This is a genomic window from Mongoliitalea lutea, from assembly GCF_014652135.1.
GTDB classification, from domain to species: domain Bacteria; phylum Bacteroidota; class Bacteroidia; order Cytophagales; family Cyclobacteriaceae; genus Mongoliitalea; species Mongoliitalea lutea.
Genome location: NZ_BMYF01000005.1, coordinates 173800 through 198872 on the forward strand (window position 1 = coordinate 173800; position 25073 = coordinate 198872).

Genomic DNA, 25073 nt, shown 5'->3' on the forward strand with positions numbered 1-25073 from the left:
GTTATTGAACAACAGGATTAAAAAATTCTAAACCAACACCACGATTTCTCATAACGAGCGTATCTGTTGTTGCCATTCTCATCGTGGGTAAATCAAGTTCATATTGTAGATATAATGCATCTCTGTCTTGATTCCCCCAACTTCTTTTTTCTCCACGCTTGACAAATTGACCAGAACCGGTAGCCGTTATACCATCAGTGATGGAAGAAATGGTACAATTCCCCTGATTGTTGAAATCCAACCTCAGATTAACAGTTTGATTGACACCACCGGCACTCTGAATAGTCAAAGGAAAATCAATAGAGGTCAATGAGCGCGTATTTAGCTCTTTTAACTCATCATGCTCTACAAAACGCTCTCTTCTGACTACTTGACCAGTCAAATCTTCATGACCTGGTTTACCAGTGATTACATCCAATCCCCTTCTCAGGTAGATACCATGCCATTCGTTCACATACTTCACAGCATACAGGACAAAATCTTTTGGTAAAACCTCCCAATCACCGGTTACATGTCGGTTTGGATTAGGGAGAGGAGATAAACCTCTCAATACGGTGTCCACATTTGCAGCATTAACTATCCTCAATGGAATCACATATGTATTGTGGATCGCATCCGGATCATTGAAAAATGCCCCTGTTAATTCAAATTCGATCCCCCCAATAAGGGAACCTCTTGGAATCGTAAGGACAGGTTCAGGCATTTGAAAATATTCAGAAGGCATGACTTTGACCTCCCTGCCACCTTGAGAAAACAATAGATTTTCAGCTAAGGAAGGATCAAATTCAAGATCCAATTGGATATTGTTTCGGTTTTGGTAGACTCCACCCGTGGTGGCCATCACCCTAAATCTCCACTCATTATCCAAAGTAGTATCAAAGAAATCTTCACCCAATGTAATCGTCCTTACAGGATATTGATGTGAAAAGTACACGCTCTGAAAATCGAAGTCCGGAAATTGCCAGTCTTGATTTACACAGGAACTGATGCCTATGACTGCGATAAATAGAATTATAAATTTTTTCATGTTTTTTTCTTTTGGCTTCAAGAATTACCAGTAGATGATTTTTACCAGCCTGTATTTTGTCTTAGTGCGCTGTATTTCAACAGCTCACTCAAAGGTACAGGACCATATTTCATATGCTCTCCAAACACTCTGTTCTGAACATTGATGACTTGAAAACTATTGTTTTGAATTCTCATGCCTCGTGCTGGTTCAGTCAAGTTTAAGTTCCATCTTCTCAAATCCCAGAAGCGGAATCCCTCGAAGCAAAGCTCCAACCTTCTCTCATTTCTGATCATTTCACGCATAGCATTTTGATCATTTCTAATGGATTCAAGATAAGCATCCCCATTATTCAAACCTATGCCTGCACGCTGGCGAAGTGCTTTGATGACATCGTAAGCTGAGAACCCAAACCCTCCTGTTCCTAGAGGCCCCCAAGCTTCGTTTGCAGCCTCAGCATAGATCAAATACAATTCTGTATAGCGGATTCTTGGCATCACATGCAACTGCCCACTAACAGATACAGGGTTCAGATTGACATCCTGTCTCAACAGTTTACGCATGTAATACCCTGTTCTAGTAGAAACCTCCACCCTATTAATCCCATCATTAGTTCCTCCATCTGCCGTAGTATTGATGACCTGATTGTTTGGTCCTGCAGTATTACCATTGCGGATGATGTAATGATTGAATCTCGGATCTCTATTAGCATAAGGATTTGCCGGATCATAGGAGCTGTTTGGATGTGTGATTGGATATCCATCAACTGTTGGAAATGCATCTACCAAGTTTTGAGTTGGATTCAACAAACCATTTCCAAATTGAGTAGGAGGAAAATGTGCTGCTTCTAAGTTACTGGAAGGCCCTCCAAGAGAAGCTCTCCACAGAATCTCCTGCTGATTGATACCACCTCCCAAATTATTGATTTCATTGACATTTGTATACCAAGTCAGTCCCGTTGGAGCTATTCCCGAGATACCACCATTCAACTGCAATAACTCACCTGCATATCTTGCAGCATCTTCCCAAGTGGTACTGTTACCTTGACTAAAGGCTGGACTCGCTGCCATCAGCGCAGCTTGAGCTCTAATGGCTCTTGCTATTCTTCCGCTCAACAATTGTCTCGCATCTTCTCCAAAGACTCTGTTGTAGTCATTCCTGTTAGCACCCAATGCACGGTACTTCAAAGGTACATCGTCTTCACTCGCGATGTTTTCAAAATCCAAAGGCAATAACTCAAGGGCTGTTTCCACATCTGAATACAATTGCTGCATACATTCCTCGAATGTATTTCTTGGAAGATTGAATTGTGAGTTTAGATTTTTGGATTCAGTGAAAATCTGAACACCCAACATCTGACCGTCTGCCATCCCTCCATGTGCCTGAAGCAAATGGAACATAAACAAGGCACGTAATCCCAAGGCTTCACCTTTAATACGATCAGCAAACATCCTGTCTAGCATAGAATTATTAACTGTAAATGTCACGCTATCAGCAGTCTCAATCATCAGATTCAAATACTGAATAGCAGCCTTGGAATTAGTCCACTGCATAACAGGATTATTATCAGAAGCCCACTGACCACTTGCCATATTAAAGAAGGCATTGTTTTCATTGTTGGCAACCGCATCATCCGTGGCCATATCATTGAATGACCAACCGTTTCTTGGAATACGTGCGTATCCATTAATAATCAAACCCTGAGCAAATCTTGGTTCATTGAAGCTACTTTCCAAGTCACGGTTGTTCTGAATTGCCGGTTCAAAAAGGTCCACACAAGCAGTACTTAATACAGTAACCATTGCCAGCGTACCCAATATGTTTCTTAAATTCTTCATGTTGTTTCGATTTTAAAACTGTGCCGCTAAACCTAGATTAAAGAAGTGTGTCTGTGGAGCAGACCCAATACTCGTGGTCAGGATTTTTCTGTTTGGACCCAAAGTCAACAGATTAGCTCCATTCATATACACATCCATCCCTTTGATAAATGCACCTCCAAAGAATTTGTCAGCAGGTACACGGTAGGTCACCTGAACCCTCGCCAAATCGAATCTATCGGTACTATACAACCAGAAATCCGAATTTCTAAAGTTATTGGCTCCATTGAGGGTTGTCAATCGTGGATAGGTAGCTGTTGCAGCAGTTTCAGGAGTCCAGCGATCTCTTACTACTTCAGAATATTTAGCATCGCCCGCAATCCAGAAATAAGAGCTATTTCTCATGGCAAAAGCTCCACTTCTCCACATACCTAAGGCGAAGAAGGTAAAGTTTTTCCATTGAGCCGTTACGTTTAAACCCATAGTTAATGGAGCACCAAACCAACCTCCCCTTCCTAGGAATACTTCATCCTGAGGAGTGATTCTGCCGTCACCGTTTTGATCGAGGTAGCGAAGATCACCTGGCACGACTTCACCAAATATTTGAGTTGGAGACAAACCAATCTGTGCATTGCTTTCGAAGAATCCTAGATTCTGCAAACCCCAGATAGCATCTATTGGTCTACCTTCTCTAATCTGGTAGTCATCCAACCAGTTTTCTCCACGTTGCAAAGCTTTGGTAGCATAGTAAGTACCAACCAGTCCTACATTTAAATTAACTGCTCCAACTTTTTCCCTTACATTCAAATTGAAATCAAAACCTGTTCGCTGATCGCTATTGTAGTTTTCAAATGGAATAAATGAAGAAACTGGAAACCCCGTAGTGAAGAAGCTTGGATAGATATCACTTCTTTGTACCAATAAGCCTGTCATGTTACTGATGAATGCAGAACCTGCGAAGAACACCTTATTGTTAAAGAAGGACCCCTCTACACCGATATTGATTTCCTCTCTTCTCGGAAATCTCATCTCAGGATTTGCCCCCCTTCTGGAAATAGTCGTAATGTTGTTCAAACCATCTTTCCAGGTGTAGAACACAGTGCCATCCCCTTGCTGGGTGAATACCTGCTCATACATGTAATAATCCATGATATCCAAATCCGTATGAACGATACCACCAGAAACAGACAGCAATAGATTATTGACGACAGAAGAGTTTTTCAGAAAACCTTCATTACTTAATCTCCAACCAAAGGATGCCGTTGGTGAAAAGGCTTGTCTATTTTGTTCTGGAAGTCTTGCAGAGTGAATAACAGCACCGTTAAATTCTGCTAGGAATCGATTTTGGTAATTGTATCCTAAGTGAATTCCAAGATTTGCATTGCTTACTCTATGGTACATTTGAGAAACTCCTGTTTGGAATCCTCCTGCAATCAACATAGCAGAAAGCTCGTGTTTGTTATCAATTACAGTATTGTAATTTAATTGAGCTGACATAGCCATGGTTTGCTGGAAACGGCTACCACTGATATTCTGAGTACGTGTACTGGCATCCTGTCCAAATCTGGTTAAACTTGTGATTAAATCCTGCCCCGCATAGTTATTCCATTGTGGTTGGAAAACAGCATATTGATTATTAAATGCGAGGGTATATGAAGTTTGATAATCCAAACCAAATCTGTAATTGAAAGTCAACCCTTGTGCTATATTTCTCAAATCTGCATTTACCCCTGTATTGAACTGATATTGTCTGCTTGTAAAGACATTAGATCCACCTGCATAAATATCAGCTATCGGGTTGGTCTGCTCCAATTGAGTTCCTCCTAAAAGGTACTGACCTCCAATGATGTGGCTACTGTTCTGAATGAAATTTTGGGAAACCAAATCATCTTCTTCAATCATACTGATCGGTACCAAAGGAGAAAATCTATTCGGTCTGATGGTTGCAGCACCTTGCCAGAAATTGGTGTTGACACCTCTTCCATTATATAGAATAACAGCAGCGTCTGCAAAACCTGAGATATAATCAGTCAGATTCATATCTACATTACCACGAACATTGAAACGCTCATTTCTATTTTGAGCTGCTTGGCCAAAATTGAGAAGTGAACCTTCTGACATCATACCCAAGTTGGTGTAATATCTTGCACGATCATTTCCACCCGCAATTTCCATCGTAGCATCATGTCTGCTGTAGGCTTGCTGTAAGTAATCAGTTGAGTAGAAGTCCAAATTAGGATAGCGATATGGATTTGAACCAGAACCATGATTGAAGATTTCTTCTTGAGAAAATAAAGGCTGCAATCCATCATTTACCCGAGCTTCATTAAACAAGGTCATGTATTCGGCAGAACCCAAGTACTTAGGGATTTCTCTCGCTACATGGACACCGGTATTAGCTCTTACATTGATAGTCTGTCTACCAACACTCCCACGCTTGGTGGTAACCATGATCACACCTTTAGCAGCCCGGCTACCATATAATGCTACTGCTGAAACGCCTTTCAAGAATGTGATCTGCTCAATTTCTATCGGCATCACACTTCCTGGATCTCTAGGAACACCATCCACAAGCAATAAATACTCGTTATTTCCCCAGATATTCCCGTGAAAACCAGGGGCAAATCCTTCCATATTGTCCAATGTCCAAGTGAAATAATTCTTCTCAAACAATTCAGGCACATTTACATAAGAAATCCCTCCAATCAAGTTTGCTTTATCTTTCGCTTGAAAGGCAGTATTCACTTGTCTTGACTCCCACTCAGGCGTCAGGATGATATCCTCTGTCTGATTTGACAATCTCAATACCTTTGTTTCATACCCTTCGGCTCTGAAAATAATTAGCGCATTTGGAATTATTTGTATGTCGAATGCCCCCTGAGCATTGGTTGTACCTAAAACTTCCTCGTCATCATTCAAGATTTGCGCGGAAGCTATCGGCACTCCCTTGGTGTCTGTTATCCGTGATTGTATCCGAATGGTTTGTTGTTCTTGAGCATAGACAAATACAGGACTCATCATCAGCATCAAAACCAACATCCAAATTATATTTTTATATTTCATGAGTGCTTTTTCAAAATGTTGAAATTGATTAATTACCAGCCTGGATTTTGTCTGAATTCAGGGTAAAGTGTTACGTCAGAAACCTTCAATGGCAACCAATAATGTCTATCTGCCAATGGTCTTTCTACTAGTACCTGTTCTCTCAAGTTTAATACTCGCATCTGCGTAGGATCACCACCTACTTCAGATTCCGGAGCTCTGGTAAATTCAATGGACGTTTTCAAATTGTATGGGCGATCAATAAATTGCATCCATCTTCTCTGATCGTTGAATCGATGTCTTTCAAAAGCCAACTCCACAGCACGCTCACGCTTGATTTCTTCTAAAAACAAATCAACTGAGGCCGTAAATCTTGGTAAGACATCGGGCATTCCTGCTCTTTGTCTGATCACATTTACCGCATCCACGGCTGTTTTACTGAAGTTGGTTGATTTACCCATTACAGAATTGTGCCCCATCAATGCTGCCTCTGCATACATCAAATACACATCAGCCAATCTCAAATATGGAACGTTCAAGTGAAGTGCTGCACCGAAAGCGAATGCATTGTCATAGGCATTAGCAGTCAATGGAACAAACTTTCTATTCACAAAACCTGTAGGACTTCCTGAAACAGCACCGCGATAGCTACCACCAGTGAAAAGGTTGGCAAATCGGTTATCTTCCTGATTAGGAGGCATGGAACCTTGCACCACCTGCATCCCGTCAAACATGATGCTCTTGTAGAAGCGTGGATCTCTTCCTCTAAATGGAAACTCCGGATCGTAACCTGATTCAGGATCTACTTGAGTAATATCAGCAGGAAGTGGTAAGCCATTGGCCATACCAAAATATTTGTTAACAAAGTTGGCCGTAGGAACAAACTTCGTCGCATCACCATCTACAATAATGGATGGGAAATACTGCTTGGTAATACCCCAGTTAGACTGATCTCCAGACCAATATAAAGAACGGAAAATAGTCTCAGTACCTCCTGAAAGTGCCCAATTTTGTCCCATTGTATAGAATAATCCATGCCAACGATCAAAAGGCATCAATGCATATTGTGTCTGACCACTTTCTACCAAATCAAGTAATTCACCAAAGGCTTCAGCAGAACGACGTGCAAAATCCGTATTGTAGGTTCGACTACCTGTAGATTCAAGATTCATCAAGGGGCTAGCTGCATATAAAAGGTTTTTACCCAAATAAGCTAGAGCCATAATCTTATTGATCCTTAATTCATTTCTACCCAAGGTACGTCGACCCGCTACCGTATTATCCCAATTGATAGGTAAAAGGTCCGCAGCTCTTCTCAAGTCAGCAGCTGCTCTTTCTGCACTTTGATGGTAATTCAATCTACCCTCTCTCAATTGTTCATCTCCAGGTAGCACTCTATCGATATATGGTAATCCTCCCACATGTTGGAATAACATGAAGTGGAACCACCCTCTGAAGAATAACAATTGACCCTCAATCAAGGCACGCTCTTCATCTGTGGCATCCGTCATACGGTGAAGATTCTCCAAGCCTTGATTAGCTTTTCGAATACCATACCAAGCCAAAGGCCATAATCCTTTGGTATGTGGATTATCGTTGGTATTTGCAGACCATCGGTCCATCCAGCTTGCCTGTCCACCATGGCCAGAATGTTCTACCTGCCAGGCCCAGAAGTTTCCTCTATCAAAAGCAAAGGTTACGTGGAAACTACCCGCTGCGGACACCATTTCATCATCTCCCCAATTCCAAGAAGCTGTCCAGTAATTGGTGGTAAAATTTGGAATACAATGGTATAATTCTTCGGTAAAACCTTGGAAATTTTGAAAATTCAAGAAAGCAATTTCCTCAGAGATTACAGACTCAGGAGTTCTTTCTAAGTAGTCCAAACAAGAAGTTGAGCTTACCACTACAAGCACAGCAGCGGCAAGTATATTGATTTTAGTTTTTATATAATTTAAAGCTTTCATAGCAAATCAATTGTTAGAATGACATCATTAAACCAAGGTTTACCCTTCTCATCATCGGGTAAGCCCCCTCCCAAGCAGCACCTGTTCCAAAATTTGATTCTCTATCATCAGGCATTTGACTCCATACCCAAAGATTATTACCATTCATAAAGATCCTTAATCCTCCCATACCGAGCTTTCTCGCACGTGCAACAGGCAAATTATAAGCTATCTCAGCATTTTGTAATCTTAAGAATGAACCATCATATAAATATCTCGCTCCATAGTAGTAGGAAACTGGAGTCAACCATACTGGAAGTGGGCTATCCGCATTTGGATTGTCTCTAGACCAGTAAGTACCTTCATCATATACCAGGTTACGCTGACCATCCAGGTTGGTGAATGGAATACTTCTCGTCACATTCGTAACACCATAAAACTGCATAAAGAAGGATAAACCTTTGTACTCGAAGCCAATATTGGTATTGAAGGTATTTTGTGGGATATTGGAAAATCCATAAGGCGCCACATCAAATGCATCAATCACACCGTCACCATTAAAATCCAAGATTTGGAAACCTCCTGGAAGCTTTCCTCCATTGTTGGTATCATGTGGTGTGGTTGCAAAAACCTCATCCCAAGTATTTACAAAGCCACTATGGATATGAGATCTAGCTTGACCTAACTGGAAACCTGCTTGTTTTTGATATGCCGGTAAAAACATCGGATCATCTCTATTGATGACTACATCCACTGCTCTTGTGATAGCAAAATCAGCCCACAATCTCACTCCGTTATTCAAGATTTTGTTGAGCCTCAATTCAATCTCATAACCGGTAGTCTGTACTCTACCCAAGTTGGCCGCCGGAGGCTGAGCTCCAAAGTAACTTGGTACTGATCGATCACCTGCCATCAAGATATCCACTCGGTTATCTCTAAAGATATCAACACTACCATCGATTAGTCCTTGGAAGAGACTGAACTCCGTTTTCAAGTTATACTTATACACGGTTTCCCAACGTACATTTGGATTTCCCAATACTGTCTCTCTATACCAAGTAAATGGACTGAAATCATCTCTCCATCCAAAGGATGCCATTCTTGATGCTCCACCAAAAGCCCATTGATTCATAAAAAGGAATCTACCTCCGATGTTATCATCCCCAACTTCACCATAAGATGCAGTTACTTTCAGAAAGTCAATGGCGGAGATTTGCTTCATGAAGTTTTCCTCAGAAATCACCCACCCAAGACCTCCAGAGGAGAAGAAAGCAAATCGATAGTTTACACCAAACTTCTCAGAACCGTTGTAAGCACCGTTGTACTCTGCGAGGTATTTGTTTTTGTAGTTATAGACAGTTCTAAATACCCAGTCTTCCCGGTAACTTGGAATAACGCTACCAATTGCATCTTCTTGTCTCATCACCAATCCCATCGCGTTGACATTGTGATTGTCCGCAATTGTGGTGTTGTAATTCAACTGGGCTTGGTAGAATAATCTTCTTTGAGGACCTCGAATGGTACCACCATCGATAGTACCTCCTTGAGTAGTCCAAGCAATCGGTTGGAAAAAGTCGAAGTTACTGTTATCGAAGTTATTTCTTAGATTGACACGACCTGTAACAGGATCAATCCACATCTCTTCAGTATTGTTAAATAAATCATTGACACCTCTTCCGATTTCAGTAAAGGTATTATCCAATGCTACAGTACCTCTAAAGTTTAACCCTTTAATGATGCTGCTCAAATCCTGCTCCAATACTAGATTGGTAGACAAACTGGTAGTGGTTGTATTTTCAATACCACCAATTGCCAATACTCTGGCTGAATTGATCGCTCCAAAGTCATCCAATGGGAAATATCCCCAAAGCCCATTAGAGTATCTCGGCATAAATGCATCCGGTGGGTTTCTAAAGGCCGCTCTCCAGAAGTTCGCACTGTTTGCTCCATTCCATGGAGTTTTTCTTACCCCATATATACCACCCAAGTTTACTTTTAATAAAGTAGAGGATGTTAATTGGAAATCTAGGTTATTTCTGAAATTGAGACGGTTGAAATTGTAGCCAGGCTGATAGCCTCTGCCATTATCAAATTCTCGGAACAAGTCACCTTCATTTTGGAAATCAAAGGCCGCAAAATACTTCGTTAATTTTGTACCACCTGTTATGGACAAGTTGGCATTGTAAGCCATTGCGTAATCCTTGAAGAGGTAATTTTGCCAATCAACATTTGGATATCGCTCAGCTTCTTCTAGGCTGCCAGGAGTTCTATACAACTGTCTGATCTCTTGAGGGATCATTTGCGACCATGCCTGCGGACTCACTGAAAGCTCTCTTTCGATAGCTAAATTTCTGATTCCAATCGCATCGTAGGCATCCATCTTGCCTGGAAGCTTGGAAGGTGACTTAACAGTTGTATTTACTCTTGCTACAATCTCTGCTTTCCCTTCTTTTCCTCTTTTGGTAGTCACGATAATTACACCATTAGCACCTCTGGAACCAAATACAGCTGTAGCAGAAGCATCCTTCAACACGGAAATGGATTCAACAGAACCAATATCCATATTGTTAAAAAATTCCGGTCTTTCTACCCCATCCACTAAAATCAATGGACCATTTCCGTTCCATGTGTTGTTACCACGGATAACTATTTGAGGTTGCTCATCTCCAGGTGCACCGCCACTTTGTACAGCAATTAAGCCGGGTAGATTTCCCTGAAGCGCCTGACCAAGGTTAGAAACACCACCTGTACGCTGAAGTACTTCTCCGCTAGTTTGGGATACGGCACCAATTAACGTTTCTCTTCTTTGCTCACCATAACCGATGACCACAAATTCTTCCAAGGAAGTTTGAGACTCAGAAATGGCAATGTTATAAACAGTTTTACCTGCCTCTACCAATACTTCCACGGATTTGAAACCAATAAAACTGATGACTAAAATCTCTCCTGGTTGTGCATCTAGTCTAAAATCACCATTTACTCCAGTTGCCACTCCTCTTGAGGTCCCTTTAATGAGGACTGTTACTCCTGGAATTGGCATACCGTCAGCCGCATCAGTTACTACACCTCTGATTTCTTGAAATTTTTCATCAGATACAGCGCTTGTTGCATTTTTAGCAACTCCATTTTTTTGCTTCTTTTCTTTCCGTTCGGAAGTTTTGGCAGAAGCATCGTCTTTTTCTTTAGACTCTTCATTGTTCTTGTTGATTTCGGAAGCTTCCAGATTGTCCGGGACTCCATGATTAATCAACGCTTCCAAGTACTTTTCATCTGTAAGTGATGCTACAGTAGCATTCGTTTGCGAAATCGCCAAAAAGAATACTGACCACAGCAACATCAAAGATGTTTTCCATTGGAAGTTAAAACATAGCCTTAGTAATTTTTTAATCATAAAATTGTTAAGGTTAAATTAGGTTTGAATGAATTAATTGGATCGCTGGAGTATTTCCAGCAGAAAGTTTAGAATCCTCCTCTTTTAAGGAGACTTGCCGAGTATAATCATAATACATTGTGTTTGTTGTTTTAGATTTTATTGATTGATTCCTTTTATTATTAGCATTTAAAAAAAATGAGGAACAGCGCAATCTAAAACCCATGAAAAAACTATTTGACCTATTCCAAGCATTGCTGCTCGTTGACAAAAACTTTACACAATGTACTTCGAAACCACCATTATTTAGATGCGGTTCGAAATCGATTGCATGAAAAGATACTTTTGACTCGAATAGGTTACTCATATTAATCTTGGGTTTATGCTAATCCACTGTTTAAATATAGAATTTCATATTTAAAAAATAAAAATGTAAAAAAATCTCAACTACCTCATTTTCAATATTTTAAATTACCCATTGCGTTTACGAAAATTGAAAAAAAAAGAGAAAAAACCTTAATTCTGCAAAAATGAAGGCATTTTAGCTCTCTTTTTAAAAAAATCCATGTTACGCTTAGATAAAACCATTGATTATCAGGTATTTATATGTTTTTCAACATCATTTTTTTTTAATTAAAAAAAGCACAAATGTTTGTTTTTCAAAAACATACATTCAAAATCACCTTTAGGCATCCGAAAACACAGAAAAGAATATGGGAAAATCCTCCAAATGCAAATGTTTACAGCATATAAATGTTCATTTCGCTTATCTTGCAACTGGTTTTGAAAACTCAGCATTACCATATTTTCAAGCAATAACTACAGAAAAGAAACACTAAAAGCCGATTAATTATATCAATACCCATAAGGAAAAAAGATCTGTAGAAAAAGCACTGAAAAGTACTCAAAATCAACGTCTATTTCGTTTGATTTAGAATTAAAAAATAATTTGAAAAGGACTTGCTGGCAACTCCAAATGATTGACTAGGTTGGATTTTTCGGGATTATTCGCCCAGGCATAACGCAAGGTTTTGGGCGAACTGATAAATGATGGAATTGATACCTCTATTGTATTGGATGCTACAATACGAGCTTCGCACCAGTGAAAATGACCATCCGGCCCTGAAAGTGCAAATCCATACACTAGTTCTCCATCTCGTAACCGAAGTCCCTCCCCAACTTCAACAAAAGTCATTCGGATTTTCTGATCTTCCAAATAGACATTATCCGGTAGAGGACCAGAAAAAGGCCCATTTTCACTCCCATAAACTATTTTTTGAGCCTGCATTGCTAATCTATCAGCAACAGATTTTTTATCTAAGGGGTGAATATCGTTTGCCTCTCCTACATCGATGGTGATAGCCATGCCTGTATTCGGGATTTTGTGTGCTTTTCGTTGAATTTCACGCATCTGGGCCCAATTACTTTCTTGAGGGTTTTCCGATGGTGCCATAAAATTCGGCAATTGTACATAAATGAAGGGTAAATCAGGTTTATTTAAAAATTCGCGCCAACCATAAATTAATTCATGAAATTGTTGTTCATAGACTTCAACTGCACCAGTATTCGATTCTCCTTGATACCAAAGAATGCCTTTCAATGAAATCGATTTCATGGGAAAAATCATTCCTTGAAAAAGCCCTAATGGTTTTAACCGTACACTTGTCTGAGTCGGAGCAGGATTGATGCGTGCACCAATTGCAAACTTCCAATCCCTCTCCAGTTCAATCATCCCATCATTGACTTCTAAAGAATACGGCTTCTGCTCAATAAATTGCGGTTTTCCCCGCTCACTGACCAGTCTCACAGTAATAACATTTTTCCCTGACTTCAATACACCTTCCGGAATAGTATATCTCCTTGGCGGATATTGGTAACCTGTTGTTCCAACTAATATTCCGTTGACGAATGTACGGTCGCTATCAACCATAGTCCCCATCAGCAAAGCACTTTCACGCTCTGGTAGCTGTTCGTCAGTTAGAAAAACTTCTTTTCGAAACCAAAAAACACCGTTTTTTAAATCTCCATCTACTTCAGGAATAGCAAATAAATCAGGAATCATCTTCCAAGAAGCATCATCCATTGAGGGATCAAACCAAGGGGTGTCCCCTTCTGACAAACCAAGATCTGCTCCATCCAATTGTTTGATCCAAGCTTCTTTTTTTTCTCTTTCTGATTTTTCAAGAGCCGCGATTACACCATCCTGCGCAAAGTACATCGCCTCCTCATAATCTTGAGGGAATTTTTGTAAGGCATCTTTTGGCAACCAGGCCTGGATTGGGGAACCACCAACACTGGCATTGATAATTCCAATGGGGATTTGATGGGTATGAGCCAAGTTTTTGGCGAAAAAATAACCAATGGCTGAAAATACAGGCAAGGTTTCCCTAGTTGGCTTCAGCCAAGTTCCTGAAGGTAAATCTAAATTTCCCTCTACAAAATTATACGTATCTGGAACATCAAAGTATCGAATAGTAGGATAGGCTGCTAATTTAAACTCCTCAGGAAATAATGGAGAAACCCTTTCCATGGTCGTCTCCATATTGGATTGCCCAGAAGTCAACCAAACATCCCCAAACCAAATATCCTGAATATAAATACTTTCCTTTTGCGTAGCGATGATCATCTTGTGGGGACCACCCGCTTGCTGTGGTTCAAGAACAACTTCCCATGTCCCATCAGCACCTGTGCTTGTAGCAAATTTCTTTCCTAAAAGTTCAACGCTAACTTCTTGTCCACTTTCTGCCCATCCCCAAATTTTCACCGCTTGTTCGCGCTGCAAAACCATGCCATCACTAATCAGTTTGGGTAATCGTAAGTCAGCATACAAATCACCCCCTGCTAGGAAAACAAGTCCTATCAAAACAAGAATACTTTTGATCGAAAAAGTATTGTTATTGGGTGAATTCATCTAATTTGAAGTGGTCTCTTTGGGTTTCTTTACTTAAACTGTGGGTAAATCTGTAATTTTTTTTTGACTAATGCAACCGATTTCATTAAATGGCATCAGATGGCTATAGCTGCAAAAAAATAAGGATGAACGAAATGTCCATCCTTACCCCTGTTAAACTTTTGACTTCTTTGTCAGACTTCATCTTACGTTTTTCATTTTACAGAAAAATGATACTGAATTTTGTGATTGTATGTCTCCCCTGGATTTAAGCGAGAAGTAGGGAAACTTGGTTCATTGGGAGCGTTAGGGAATGTTTGAGGCTCCAAACACAAGCCCATGTATTGGCTATAAGTTACTCCATTGACAGTGACTTTCCCATCTAGAAAATTCCCGGAATAAAACTGTACGGCAGGTGAATCTGCATAGACTTCCATCACTCGTCCACTACCTGCATGCTCCAAGGTTGCCATTTTTACCAACTCTGAAGAATGAGACTCTTTTACCACATAATTATGATCATATCCACCCGGTACTTGTGCAATTCTTTCACCTATCAATCGTGGAGTGCTGAAATCAAAGGGTGTTCCTGCAACAGCTTTCAATTCACCTGTTGGGATTAGGTTTTCATCTACTGGCGTATACTTTGGAGCATAGAGTTTCAATTGATGACCCAATATATCCTCTGTCATCCCACTCAAATTGAAATACCCATGATGGGTAAGGTTGACAATTGTTGGCTTATCTGTTTCGGAAGTAAACTCCAATAGTAATTTGTTATCGGTTGTCAATTCAAAAGTTAAAGTTGTGGTGAGATTTCCAGGATATCCTTCTTCTCCGTCAGGGCTTGTATAAGTCATTTTTACAATCATAGATTCATCACCTTCTTGATATTCCGCATCCCAGAAGACCCTGTTAAAACCTAACAGCCCACCGTGCAAGTGATTATCTCCATCGTTTGTTGCCAATTGATAGGATTGTCCATCTAATTCAAACTTTCCCTCGGCAATTCTATTTCCAAATCGACCGATTGCCGAACCGAAATAATAATCGTTGGTATCATAATCTGCAATTTGATCATAACCCAACACAATATTTTCGCTTTTGCCATCTTTATCTGGTACACTCAATTTGGAAATGACTCCCCCAAAACTGGAAATTTCAACCTGCATACCATTGCCATTATCTAAATGAAATACCTTGGCAGTATTCTCTCCTACAGGAACTTCCTTAATCTTTACTTCAAAATTGATCGTCTTTGATTCCATTTTTTCTTCTTCATTTTTAGGAGCCGAACATCCCCCAATCGTGAGGTATGAAATTCCAGCCAGCATAAGTGCGTAGAAATAATTTTTCTTATTCATAGTTGTTAATTTTTCAGCATCCTTGACCATAGTAAGCATTTGTCCCATGCTTGCGCTCATAATGCTTTTTCACCAAGGCATCTTTTAAGCGCTTAGCCTGAGGATTGATTTGTAGTGTTAAGTAGGCCATTTTGGCGATTTCCTCCAATACCTTGCTGTTGTAAACAGCTTTGGCTGCGTCCTTTCCCCAAGCAAATGGGCCATGACTTCCAACCAAAATCATCTCCACTTCAGCAGGACTAAGGTTTTTATCCACAAAACAGTCTAAAATTTGCTGCCCAGTGTTGTATTCATAATCTCCTTCAATAAGGTGATCTGCCATGGGAGGAGCGCATGGGATATCAGCCGTCAAGTGGTCTGCATGAGTCGTACCAAAATTCGGAATATCCATCAGTGCCTGTGCCCAAGCCACAGCATAGGTAGAGTGCGTATGACATATCCCCCCAATTGTTTCCCAATGCTTGTACAAAAAAGCATGGGTTTTGGTATCAGAGGAGGGGCGCATTTTACCTTCCACTACCTTAGCTTCAAAGTCTACAACCACCATATCATCTACGGTCAATTGCTCATAAGGAACCCCACTAGGCTTGATGGCAAATACACCATTTTCTCTATCCACTGCACTCACATTTCCAAACGTATACACCACCAAATCGAGTTGGGGTAGTTGCATGTTGGCTTCGTAGCAAGCGAGTTTTATGTTATCGTACATAATCGTCTTTGGTTTAAAGGATGAAGGATGAGGGATGAAGGATGAATTTCCAGTAAATCGTCTAATCTGGGTTACTTTTGACTTTTTTTACGATTGACACAAAAATCGAAATAAGTTCTGAAACCTCCTTAAGAAGACTTTCTACGTTGTACCACCCTTTTTCATGAATTAACTCTAACCATAATTCGCTCTCATCAGCTTCTTCAATGACTATTCCTAATTTTGCTATAAACTCTTTATTACTTCTACCTCGTGTTGCCGCTCGATAATTTGCAGCTACAGAGGTTCCACTTCTTACTAGCTGATTTGCAATAACTTTTGCGGATAATGTATTTGGTAATCGCTCTACCAAATTCAAGATGTCCAATGCAAATCTTTTTGTTCTCCTTTTTAAATCTTTTTCCATAATTTTTTGTAGAAAATTATGGACATTAAAACACAGTATCCGATTTTAATCGACTAAGGTGTCGTTTATTAATTACTAATCTTAGCTTCTCCCTTCATCCTTCTGCCTACTTCCTTCATCCTTCATCCCTCTGCCTTCATCCTTTTTCAACAAATTTCCCAAAAGATACATACTCCTGATACAGTCTTTCATAGACTTCCACATGCTCAGGGATAGGATAGTAAATGTTGTCGAAGCCTGAACCCATGGCTTGGATGGCTTCTTGTGTATTGGAATATATGCCTGCTGCTACGGCTGCATACATGGCTGCACCTAAGGCAGGGGCCTGCTCGGAGGTAGCAACTTTGATTGGCATATTCAATACATCTGCCAATGTTTGCATGACTAGGGGTGATTTTTTTGCTACTCCCCCCAACCCGATTACTGCATCAATCGCTACTCCTTCCTGTCTGAATCGCTCTACGATACTTTTGGAACCAAAGCAAATGGACTCTACCAATGATTTGAATATCCTTGCAGCATCCGAACCCATACTCAAATTTCTTAAAGCACCCTTCAATGCCTGATTGGCATCGGGTGTTCTTCTTCCATTAATCCAATCCAGGGCAACAATGGTTGATTCCTCCACAGGAATTTGCAATGCTTGTTCAGAAAGCTTAACCAACAACTGATCATCCAACTCTTGGATCAAAGCAGCCTTTTCATGGTCTGAAATGGCACTGCTTTTTTGAATGAGCTCTATACTGGGCTCCAACAGTAGTTTTTTAAACCATGCCAATACATCACCAAAAGCAGATTGCCCTGCTTCCAATCCTATCGTCCCTGGTATGACTGACCCATCCACTTGGCCACAAATCCCTGGGATTAACTTTTCCCCCAAACTTGCTTTATTGGCCACCATGATATCACAAGTGGATGTCCCCATCACTTTCATCAGGGTATTTTCAGAAATCTCAGCACCTACAGCCCCTGCATGGGCATCAAAAGTCCCAACAGCCACAACCACTGAGGTAGACAAACCAAGGATTTCTGCCCAATCCTCACTAAGATTCCCTGCAACAGTGTCCGAAGTATAGGTCTGCTCGTAGAGACGGTCTCTCAAGTCAGCTAAATAAGGGTCAAATAGTTGTAAAAACTCTTTAGAAGGTAAGCCTCCCCAGGATTCATGCCACATAGCCTTGTGTCCTGCTGCACATCTGCTTCTTTTGAGTTCCAATGGATTTTGACATCCAATCAGTTGAGCTGTAATAAAATCACAATGCTCCATCCAGGAATATGCAGCATTTTTGACAGATTCATCCACTCTGATCGTTCGAAGGATTTTAGCCCAAAACCATTCTGAAGAATAAATCCCTCCTTCAAATTGGGTGTAATCGATTCCCTCCCAAGTTCTTGCCACTCGATTGATTTCATCTGCTTCTCCAATTCCTGTATGGTCTTTCCATAGGATCATCATGGCATGAGGATTTTCGGCAAATTCAGGCGTCATGGCCAAAGATTGGCCCTTTTCATTGACAGCCATAGGAGAAGAACCCGTAGTGTCAACACAGATAGCTTTTACTGATTTTGGATCTATTCCTGACTCTTTTAAAACTGCCGTGATGGTAGTTTGTAACCCCTCCAAATGGTCCAATGGATGTTGTCTAAACTGGTTTTTTACTGGATCACAGTATAATCCTTGCTTCCATCTAGGATACCAAAAAACATTACTGGCTACTGTAACTCCAGTTTCAACATTTACCAATACTGCCCTTACCGAGTCAGAACCATAATCTAATCCTATAACAAATTGATTGTTCATATTTTGAATTACTTTACACGAATCATTAAAACTGAATTCGCCGGAACAGATAAATTCAACTGATTGCTCTTGAGCTTAAAATCCTTGAAACTACTTTTCTTTACCACCTCTTTGCTAGTGAAAGAATTATAGGAATCTACCGAGGGAGCAGTAACTATTTCTGCTGTCGCTCCTTTGGCTTGCATGCCTCTCAAATCAATTTCAAGTGGCAGATTCTTATCCGGATGAATGTTTGCAATGCTGATATTGACCGTACCATCAGAAGATTTGGAGGAAGATACATGTAATGCTTCCAATTGTTCCTGTCCAAAAGCAACGTTCTCGGTCACCAAATGATGAGGCACTAAGGTTGCGTCTTTGTGAGGTTTATACAAATCAAAAACATGATACGTTGGTGTCAAAATCATATCATCTTCCGAGGTCAAAATAATGGCTTGCAATACATTGACGGTTTGGGCCAAATTAGCCATATGCACCCGCTCCGCATGCTTGTTGAAAATATTCAGAGATATAGCCGCTACATGGGCATCACGCATGGTGTTTTGTTGATATAAAAATCCTGGATTGGTACCGGGCTCGACTTGAAACCAAGTGCCCCACTCGTCAAGAATGATTCCTACTTTTTTCTCTGGATCGTACATGTCCATGATGGTGCTATGCTTGGTAATCAATTCATCCACCCTAGCAGCCTTTCTCAAGGTTTCCAAATACTCTTCTTTGGTGAATTCAGTAGCCTTACCCTTGTTCTCCCAAGTACCTGTTACGGTGTAGTAATGAAGGGAGAGACCATCCATCATATTCAAGGGAATGTTTTTCATCAACACTTCCGTCCAGTTCAAATCCCAATCGTTGGCACCACCTGCTATTTTGTATAATTTGCTTCCTGGGTAATCTCTGGCAAAAGTGGCATATCTTCTATACTCATTGGCATAATACTCAGGGGTCATATGACCTCCACAGCCCCAGCTTTCATTCCCAACACCCCAATATTTGATATTCCAAGGTTCTTCTTGCCCATTTCTTCTGCGCAGATCAGCCATAGGGCTTACTCCATCAAAATTAATGTATTCTATCCATTTGGACATTTCCTCCACGGAACCAGAACCTACATTACCTGTGATGTAGGGTTCCGTGCCAATCCTTTTGGCAAAGTTTAAAAACTCATGCGTCCCAAATGAATTATCTTCCGTTACTCCACCCCAGTGGGTATTAACCATTTTTGGTCGCTGAGCTGGATCTCCAATACCATCAGTCCAATGGTATTCATCCGCAAAGCAACCTCCCGGCCAACGCAGATTTGGGATTTCCAAATCAATCAAGGCTTGCATCACATCTAAGCGATACCCATCTTCATTGGGTATAGATGAATTCGGCCCTACCCAAATCCCTCCATAGATATTTCTACCCAAGTGTTCTGCAAAATGTCCATAGATATGTCTATTGATAGTAATATGACCTTGGTCAGTGTTGACAATCAATTTATTTTGTCCAACAAGCACCAATGGAAATAAGCAAAGAGCCAGCACAAAAGCTAAAAACTGAAATCTAGAGATGATACGCATGTTCATTGGGTTTATTCTTATTATTAATTTATTTCATCAATCGAATGTGATGGATCTTTGGCGTTTGTTTCCCATCAATACTTTGAATGTTGATTTCCAAGACCTCTTCAAGTGGTTTTTCCAAATCAAACTCATGAACAATCATCTGTCCAGCATCAATTTGCCGAGGCTTGGTCTCGACTAAGGATCCATTGAGGAAAAGCTTGTAAGCTTCACTACTTTCCGGTTTGAAGAGCATTATCCTCAACACCTTTCCTTCAGCATTCATATTTTTCAACTCATATTGGATAAAAGAGCGGGTACTTCTCCAAAAGAGACCGTCCTGCTGACCTGTTAGTGTCTGTTCACCTTTGAAAGCGTGTTCTGATTCCGGTTGCTGCTCCCCTAAGGAAATTTTATCAACCGTGATAGCTTCCAATTTTCGAATCAGTTCATCCTTGGATTGGAGCTCCTTTCTGAATTCTTGATAATCCTTGGAGTCAATTTCCGGCCAGTAGACTTGATATCTGCTATCGTGAATGGAAAAAAATGGAACCAATTCAATAGATGCTGCTGAGGTCAATAAGTCTTCCGCTTTTAACTCAAAAGTTAAGTTATCCGAGGATTTTATTGGCAAGGTCTCTTGCGCTCGCTTCAAAACAGGAGTCAATTCAAGCGGTGTCATAGGTCCACTTGCCACATGTCCCATCCTACTTCCATCTGCAATTAAGCCTTGGAGGCCTTCTTGGCTGGTTTTAGCACCCAAGACGATTGGGCCATACAGGAAAGAAACCCAAGGTGAACCATCTGGAAGATTTTCCTTTCGCACCTCCATTGGGAATTCAACTTCAATTTGATCATTTTTCGACCAAAGTCCTTGAATCAGCACATACCCTTCATTATCTCTCAAGACCTCTATTTCTTCCTGATTAACAAAAACTTTTAATTTACCAGGCCGCACCCAATTTGGATATCTCAGGCGAAGATTAGCTTCTACAGTTCCCTCATGGGCAAAGCTGATAGAAGTGCCTTCTTGATAAGGAAAATTTGTTTGTTGAATTAATTTGATTCCCTTTTCCTCCCAATCAAGTTTCGAGGCTATAAATAGGTTGATGTATAAATCATTTTTGCTCAACGCATAGATTGCTTGACCATATTTGGCATGGTTTTCTAGACCTGAACCTACACAGCACCAAAAATTTTCATGAGGTTGGGAGTATACCCTGTAATGATTGGGGCGCATAGAGGTAAAGTAAACAAAACCGCCTTGCTCGGGATGTTGGCTTGAGAGAATATGATTGAAAAGCGTACGCTCGTAATAGTCAAAATAGCTGGCCTGTGGAGATTTTTTGAATAGTTTCTCTGAAAGTCGCAGCATATTGTAAGAATTACAAGTCTCCGGACCTTCCTCGGAGGCAATCATGGATGAAAAATCATTGGCGGGATGGAAATGCTCCCGTACGCTATTACCTCCGATGGATACAGATCGTTGATTGACCACTATATCCCAAAAATACTTGGATGCATGCCCCATTTCTTCATCTCCTGAAAGTAAAGCTATTTGCTGAAACCCGATGACCTTGGGAATTTGCGTATTGGCATGCATACCAGTAAGTCTATCTTCCCTAGCTAACAAAGGATTTAGCAATGTTTGGTGAGACATTTGTTTGGCCAAATTCAAATAGCGTTCATCAGATGTCAATTCATACACATCAGCAAAAATCTCATTCAATCCACCATGCTCACTGATCAATATTTCTTGAAACTGTTCCTCTGTAAAGTTTGAAGTGAGTTCCATAAACCAGTCCGTAAGCTCAATCAACATGGGTTTGGCTTGTTCTTTACCGGCGATTTGGTAAGCATCCCTTAATCCCGCAAAAACCTTATGAATATTATACAGAGGAACCCAACGATCGTTAAGGGAGAAACTTGCTGCTTTAATTTGTCCATTTCTAAGCTCTTCCCAGATTTTCTTCCCTCCCGGTACACCGCTTAGATAACCTGAACCACTCGCTTGTTGAGCAACCCTCAGTTGCGCTAACATATAATCCAACCGACTTTCGATATCCGGATCCCCAGTTGACGCATAGGTCATGGCCAAGGCAGACAGGTAATGACCTCCTATATGCCCATCCAGTCCTCCACTTTCCCAGTTTCCGTAATTTTCAGCCGACCAAGGGATACCAGCCTCTTTCATATACGGAGCCAAAAGTCTATCAACATCCATTTCCAGGATATACCGCTTGTTGACATCCATCGCTTGCTTAAAAGGACTCTCTAGCAACATGATTTGGTCTAAACGAAAAAACTCCACGGCGGAAGACTGTGCTTGAACACTCAACACAGCTAACAAAAAGAATCCGATTATATGAAGACAAGCTTTGAAACTCATGAAGGCTTTTCAAAATTCAAGTAAGGCAGTGCTGCCTTACTTGAATTGGTTTATAGGTTTGTGAGAAAATATTCCTTTGAAAAAGAAAGTAAAGCAAGTCAGGTATCTTTCAACCCGCCTGCTTTAATTTCCAATAACAACTAACCCAAAATACATTTCATTCACTCAATCGTTAAATCCTATGAGCGTATTACTTTTTCGAATTTGAAGCAAAAAAAATAAAATAGCAAATTTTTAAATGTTTTTTTTACACTAATCAAACTCAATACAAAGTTTAATGAACAAATACAAGGACAAAAAATCATTAAGCACTGATAATCAATACTTAAAAATCAATCATAATCACGTGTATTTTTTACACATGTTATACCCTTAAACAGCATCACATACTAAGAAACTGATCTATTGGACACTAAAAACCTATACCATTGCTCTTATTAAGTGTATAAATTGGATTTAAAATGATTTTATCTTATTTTTCCAAAAAAATACCTGCATGAAATACTCGAATCAAACAAGAATGCTCGTTGCGGTGGATTGTATCATCTTTGGATTCGATGGAACAGATTATAAAATTTTGCTTATCCAACGAGGATTTGCGCCTGAAAAGGAAAAATGGAGCTTGATGGGAGGGTTTGTTCAGATGGATGAAACCTTGGATGAAGCAGCCAAACGTATCTTGAATCAATTGACAGGACTCCATGATGTATATATGGATCAAATGTCTGCATTTAGCCAACCTTTAAGAGATCCGATTGAGCGCGTGATTGCTGTACCCTATGTTTCACTGATTGATATTGAAAAATACAGTAAGCAGATCAATAATGATTTTCACGCCAAATGGTTTTCTATAAGAGAAATCCCAAAGCTGATTTTCGATCATGGCGACATGGTTGAACTTGCTTTACAGCAACTGCGCTACAAAGCAGCACTTCATCCCATTCTATTTGAATTACTTCCAGAAAAATTCACGCTTCCTCAGCTACAGACCATGTACGAGGGATTGTATGACATCAAACTGGATAAGCGAAATTTTACCCGCAAACTCCTTTCTTCCAATCTCCTTCATAAGGAAAATGATAAGGACAAATCCAGCTCCAAAAAAGGCGCTTATTACTATTCCTTAAATGAGGACTTCTACACAAGAAACCTAAGCAATATCCTGCCTATTGTTTCAAAAAGTGACATATCTCTGGCTGCTGAATAATATCAACCAAAAAATAAACCTCCAAACCTATTTTAATGAAAGATTTTAACCAATTCGAACTTTGGTTCCTTACAGGAAGCCAACATTTATATGGAGAAGAAACACTCCAACAAGTAGCAGAACACTCCCAATTGATCGCTCAGGAACTTAACAATTCAAAAGACATTGCTCTTAAGGTAATTTTCAAGCCAACGGTCAAAACCACCGAGGAGATCTATCAGATTTGCCAAGCAGCCAATCAGTCAACCGCTTGTATTGGAGTAATTACCTGGATGCATACCTTCTCCCCTGCCAAGATGTGGATCAATGGATTAAAAATTTTGCAAAAACCATTGCTGCACTTGCATACACAATTTAATCGGGATATTCCATGGGGAAGTATTGATATGGACTTCATGAACCTCAATCAGAGTGCGCACGGCGATCGAGAGTTTGGGTTTATGGTTTCCAGAATGAAAATCGAACGCAAGGTGGTGGTAGGCCACTGGCAATCCGCTGATGTTCATCGCCAAATCGACTCTTGGGCGAGGGCTGCTGCTGCTTGGGCGGATTGGCAAGGAGCTAAATTTGCCCGTTTTGGTGACAATATGAGAAATGTTGCCGTCACGGAAGGGGACAAAGTCGAAGCTGAATTACAATTTGGATTCGCTGTCAATACCTTTCCTGTTGGAGATTTGGTAGCTTATATCCAAGCCGCCAGCGATCAGGAAGTTCAAGCTTTGATTGATGAATACGAGGGTTCCTACACGCTGGCGGATGAGCTCAAATCCACAGGTAACCGCCGATCTTCCTTAATAGATGCTGCTCAAATCGAAGTCGGTTTACGTAACTTTTTGAAAGAAGGTGGCTTCAAAGGCTTCACCAACACCTTCGAAGACTTGCACGGCATGAAGCAGCTCCCAGGAATTGCAACTCAGCGACTAATGGCAGAAGGATATGGTTATGCAGGGGAAGGAGATTGGAAAACAACAGCCTTGGTTCGCGCTATGAAAGTCATGGGAACAGGACTTAAAGGCGGCAGTGCATTTATGGAAGACTACACCTACCATTTTGATCCTGCAAACCCTATGGTACTTGGGGCTCACATGCTGGAAGTAGACCCTGTTTTAGCCGCAGATAAACCAAGTTGCGAAGTACATCCATTGGGAATCGGAGGAAAAGAAGACCCTGTTCGCTTGGTCTTCAATGGAAAATCAGGATACGCTGTGAATGCCTCCTTGGTAGACATGGGTAATCGCTTTCGACTGGTAGTCAATGAGGTGGAAGCAGTACCTGTCACAGAAAAACTACCTAAGCTCCCTGTTGCACGGATTTTATGGAAACCCCTTCCGGATATGCAAACAGGTTGTGCGGGATGGATATATGCAGGTGGTGCACATCATACTTGCTTGAGCTTGTCCTTGACTACCGAGCATTTAGATGACTTTGCTAAAATTGCAGGGATTGAAAATATCACCATTGGACAAGGCACTTCTTTGAAGCAACTTCAACAGGAAATTAAGTGGAGTGATGCTTTTTATAAGTTAGGCATGTAAACGATACAAAACGAACAAAAAAAGCAGAACGAGTATCCCGTTCT

14 protein-coding genes are annotated in these 25073 nt (G+C 40.6%); 2 read left to right on the forward strand and 12 right to left on the reverse strand.

All coding sequences use genetic code 11. The annotated features are described in order from the left end of the window. Position 1: 1 nt before the first annotated feature. The 12 genes from IE080_RS05735 to IE080_RS05790 all read right to left on the reverse strand — a co-directional run bounded on the left by IE080_RS05735 (position 2) and on the right by IE080_RS05790 (position 22287). Positions 2 to 1027 carry a DUF5627 domain-containing protein gene (locus IE080_RS05735; protein ID WP_189579502.1) on the reverse strand — a complete coding sequence of 342 codons (1026 nt, stop codon included), beginning with the start codon at positions 1025 to 1027 and terminating at the stop codon, positions 2 to 4. A gap of 41 nt (positions 1028 to 1068) precedes the next feature. Then, positions 1069 to 2844 (reverse strand): RagB/SusD family nutrient uptake outer membrane protein, encoded by a 1776-nt coding sequence (locus tag IE080_RS05740; RefSeq protein ID WP_189579503.1) that lies wholly within the window; start codon positions 2842 to 2844, stop codon positions 1069 to 1071. A gap of 12 nt (positions 2845 to 2856) precedes the next feature. Continuing rightward, positions 2857 to 5886, reverse strand: coding sequence for a SusC/RagA family TonB-linked outer membrane protein (locus tag IE080_RS05745; protein ID WP_189579504.1), 3030 nt, complete (start codon positions 5884 to 5886; stop codon positions 2857 to 2859). A gap of 32 nt (positions 5887 to 5918) precedes the next feature. Further along, entirely contained in the window at positions 5919 to 7832 is a 1914-nt protein-coding gene (locus tag IE080_RS05750) for a RagB/SusD family nutrient uptake outer membrane protein (protein WP_189579505.1), read from the reverse strand. 13 nt (positions 7833 to 7845) lie between these two features. Beyond that, the gene (locus tag IE080_RS05755; RefSeq protein WP_229800519.1) at positions 7846 to 11202 is read right to left on the reverse strand and encodes a SusC/RagA family TonB-linked outer membrane protein; all 3357 of its coding nucleotides are present in this window, start codon (positions 11200 to 11202) and stop codon (positions 7846 to 7848) included. Positions 11203 to 12118: 916 nt separating this feature from the next. Further along, a complete protein-coding gene (locus IE080_RS05760; RefSeq protein ID WP_189579506.1) occupies positions 12119 to 14092 on the reverse strand; it encodes a sialate O-acetylesterase in 1974 nt (657 codons plus the stop codon). Between the two features lie 194 nt (positions 14093 to 14286). Next, positions 14287 to 15435, reverse strand: coding sequence for an aldose epimerase family protein (locus IE080_RS05765; protein WP_189579545.1), 1149 nt, complete (start codon positions 15433 to 15435; stop codon positions 14287 to 14289). Between the two features lie 13 nt (positions 15436 to 15448). Next, entirely contained in the window at positions 15449 to 16147 is a 699-nt protein-coding gene (locus tag IE080_RS05770) for an L-ribulose-5-phosphate 4-epimerase (protein WP_189579507.1), read from the reverse strand. 61 nt (positions 16148 to 16208) lie between these two features. Further along, positions 16209 to 16553 carry a four helix bundle protein gene (locus tag IE080_RS05775; protein WP_189579508.1) on the reverse strand — a complete coding sequence of 115 codons (345 nt, stop codon included), beginning with the start codon at positions 16551 to 16553 and terminating at the stop codon, positions 16209 to 16211. Between the two features lie 136 nt (positions 16554 to 16689). Then, on the reverse strand, positions 16690 to 18354 hold the full coding sequence (locus IE080_RS05780) for a ribulokinase (RefSeq protein ID WP_189579509.1): 1665 nt from the start codon (positions 18352 to 18354) through the stop codon (positions 16690 to 16692). A gap of 8 nt (positions 18355 to 18362) precedes the next feature. After that, the gene (locus IE080_RS05785) at positions 18363 to 19916 is read right to left on the reverse strand and encodes an alpha-N-arabinofuranosidase (RefSeq protein WP_189579510.1); all 1554 of its coding nucleotides are present in this window, start codon (positions 19914 to 19916) and stop codon (positions 18363 to 18365) included. A 28-nt stretch (positions 19917 to 19944) separates the two neighbouring features. Continuing rightward, positions 19945 to 22287, reverse strand: a complete 2343-nt coding sequence (locus IE080_RS05790) for a glycoside hydrolase family 127 protein (protein ID WP_189579511.1) — start codon at positions 22285 to 22287, stop codon at positions 19945 to 19947. Between the two features lie 496 nt (positions 22288 to 22783). Here IE080_RS05790 and IE080_RS05795 point away from each other — a divergent pair, with 496 nt between their 5' ends. Together IE080_RS05795 and araA are read left to right on the forward strand one after the other, a co-directional pair. Beyond that, complete coding sequence (locus tag IE080_RS05795) at positions 22784 to 23494, forward strand: NUDIX hydrolase (RefSeq protein WP_189579512.1); 711 nt, start codon at positions 22784 to 22786, stop codon at positions 23492 to 23494. 35 nt (positions 23495 to 23529) lie between these two features. Next, complete coding sequence (gene araA / locus IE080_RS05800) at positions 23530 to 25029, forward strand: L-arabinose isomerase (RefSeq protein WP_189579513.1); 1500 nt, start codon at positions 23530 to 23532, stop codon at positions 25027 to 25029. The last annotated feature ends 44 nt before the right edge of the window (positions 25030 to 25073 follow it).

Excerpts from the sequence above, each read along its gene's own strand:
- IE080_RS05785 (WP_189579510.1), bottom strand. The coding sequence starts at position 19,916 with ATGCGTATCATCTCTAGATTTCAGTTTTTAGCTTTTGTGCTGGCTCTT.
- IE080_RS05765 (WP_189579545.1), bottom strand. The coding sequence starts at position 15,435 with ATGAATAAGAAAAATTATTTCTACGCACTTATGCTGGCTGGAATTTCA.
- IE080_RS05755 (WP_229800519.1), bottom strand. The coding sequence starts at position 11,202 with ATGATTAAAAAATTACTAAGGCTATGTTTTAACTTCCAATGGAAAACA.
- IE080_RS05790 (WP_189579511.1), bottom strand. The coding sequence starts at position 22,287 with ATGAGTTTCAAAGCTTGTCTTCATATAATCGGATTCTTTTTGTTAGCT.
- IE080_RS05740 (WP_189579503.1), bottom strand. The coding sequence starts at position 2,844 with ATGAAGAATTTAAGAAACATATTGGGTACGCTGGCAATGGTTACTGTA.
- IE080_RS05750 (WP_189579505.1), bottom strand. The coding sequence starts at position 7,832 with ATGAAAGCTTTAAATTATATAAAAACTAAAATCAATATACTTGCCGCT.
- araA (WP_189579513.1), top strand. The coding sequence starts at position 23,530 with ATGAAAGATTTTAACCAATTCGAACTTTGGTTCCTTACAGGAAGCCAA.
- IE080_RS05760 (WP_189579506.1), bottom strand. The coding sequence starts at position 14,092 with ATGAATTCACCCAATAACAATACTTTTTCGATCAAAAGTATTCTTGTT.
- IE080_RS05745 (WP_189579504.1), bottom strand. The coding sequence starts at position 5,886 with ATGAAATATAAAAATATAATTTGGATGTTGGTTTTGATGCTGATGATG.
- IE080_RS05795 (WP_189579512.1), top strand. The coding sequence starts at position 22,784 with ATGAAATACTCGAATCAAACAAGAATGCTCGTTGCGGTGGATTGTATC.
- IE080_RS05770 (WP_189579507.1), bottom strand. The coding sequence starts at position 16,147 with ATGTACGATAACATAAAACTCGCTTGCTACGAAGCCAACATGCAACTA.
- IE080_RS05780 (WP_189579509.1), bottom strand. The coding sequence starts at position 18,354 with ATGAACAATCAATTTGTTATAGGATTAGATTATGGTTCTGACTCGGTA.
- IE080_RS05735 (WP_189579502.1), bottom strand. The coding sequence starts at position 1,027 with ATGAAAAAATTTATAATTCTATTTATCGCAGTCATAGGCATCAGTTCC.
- IE080_RS05775 (WP_189579508.1), bottom strand. The coding sequence starts at position 16,553 with ATGGAAAAAGATTTAAAAAGGAGAACAAAAAGATTTGCATTGGACATC.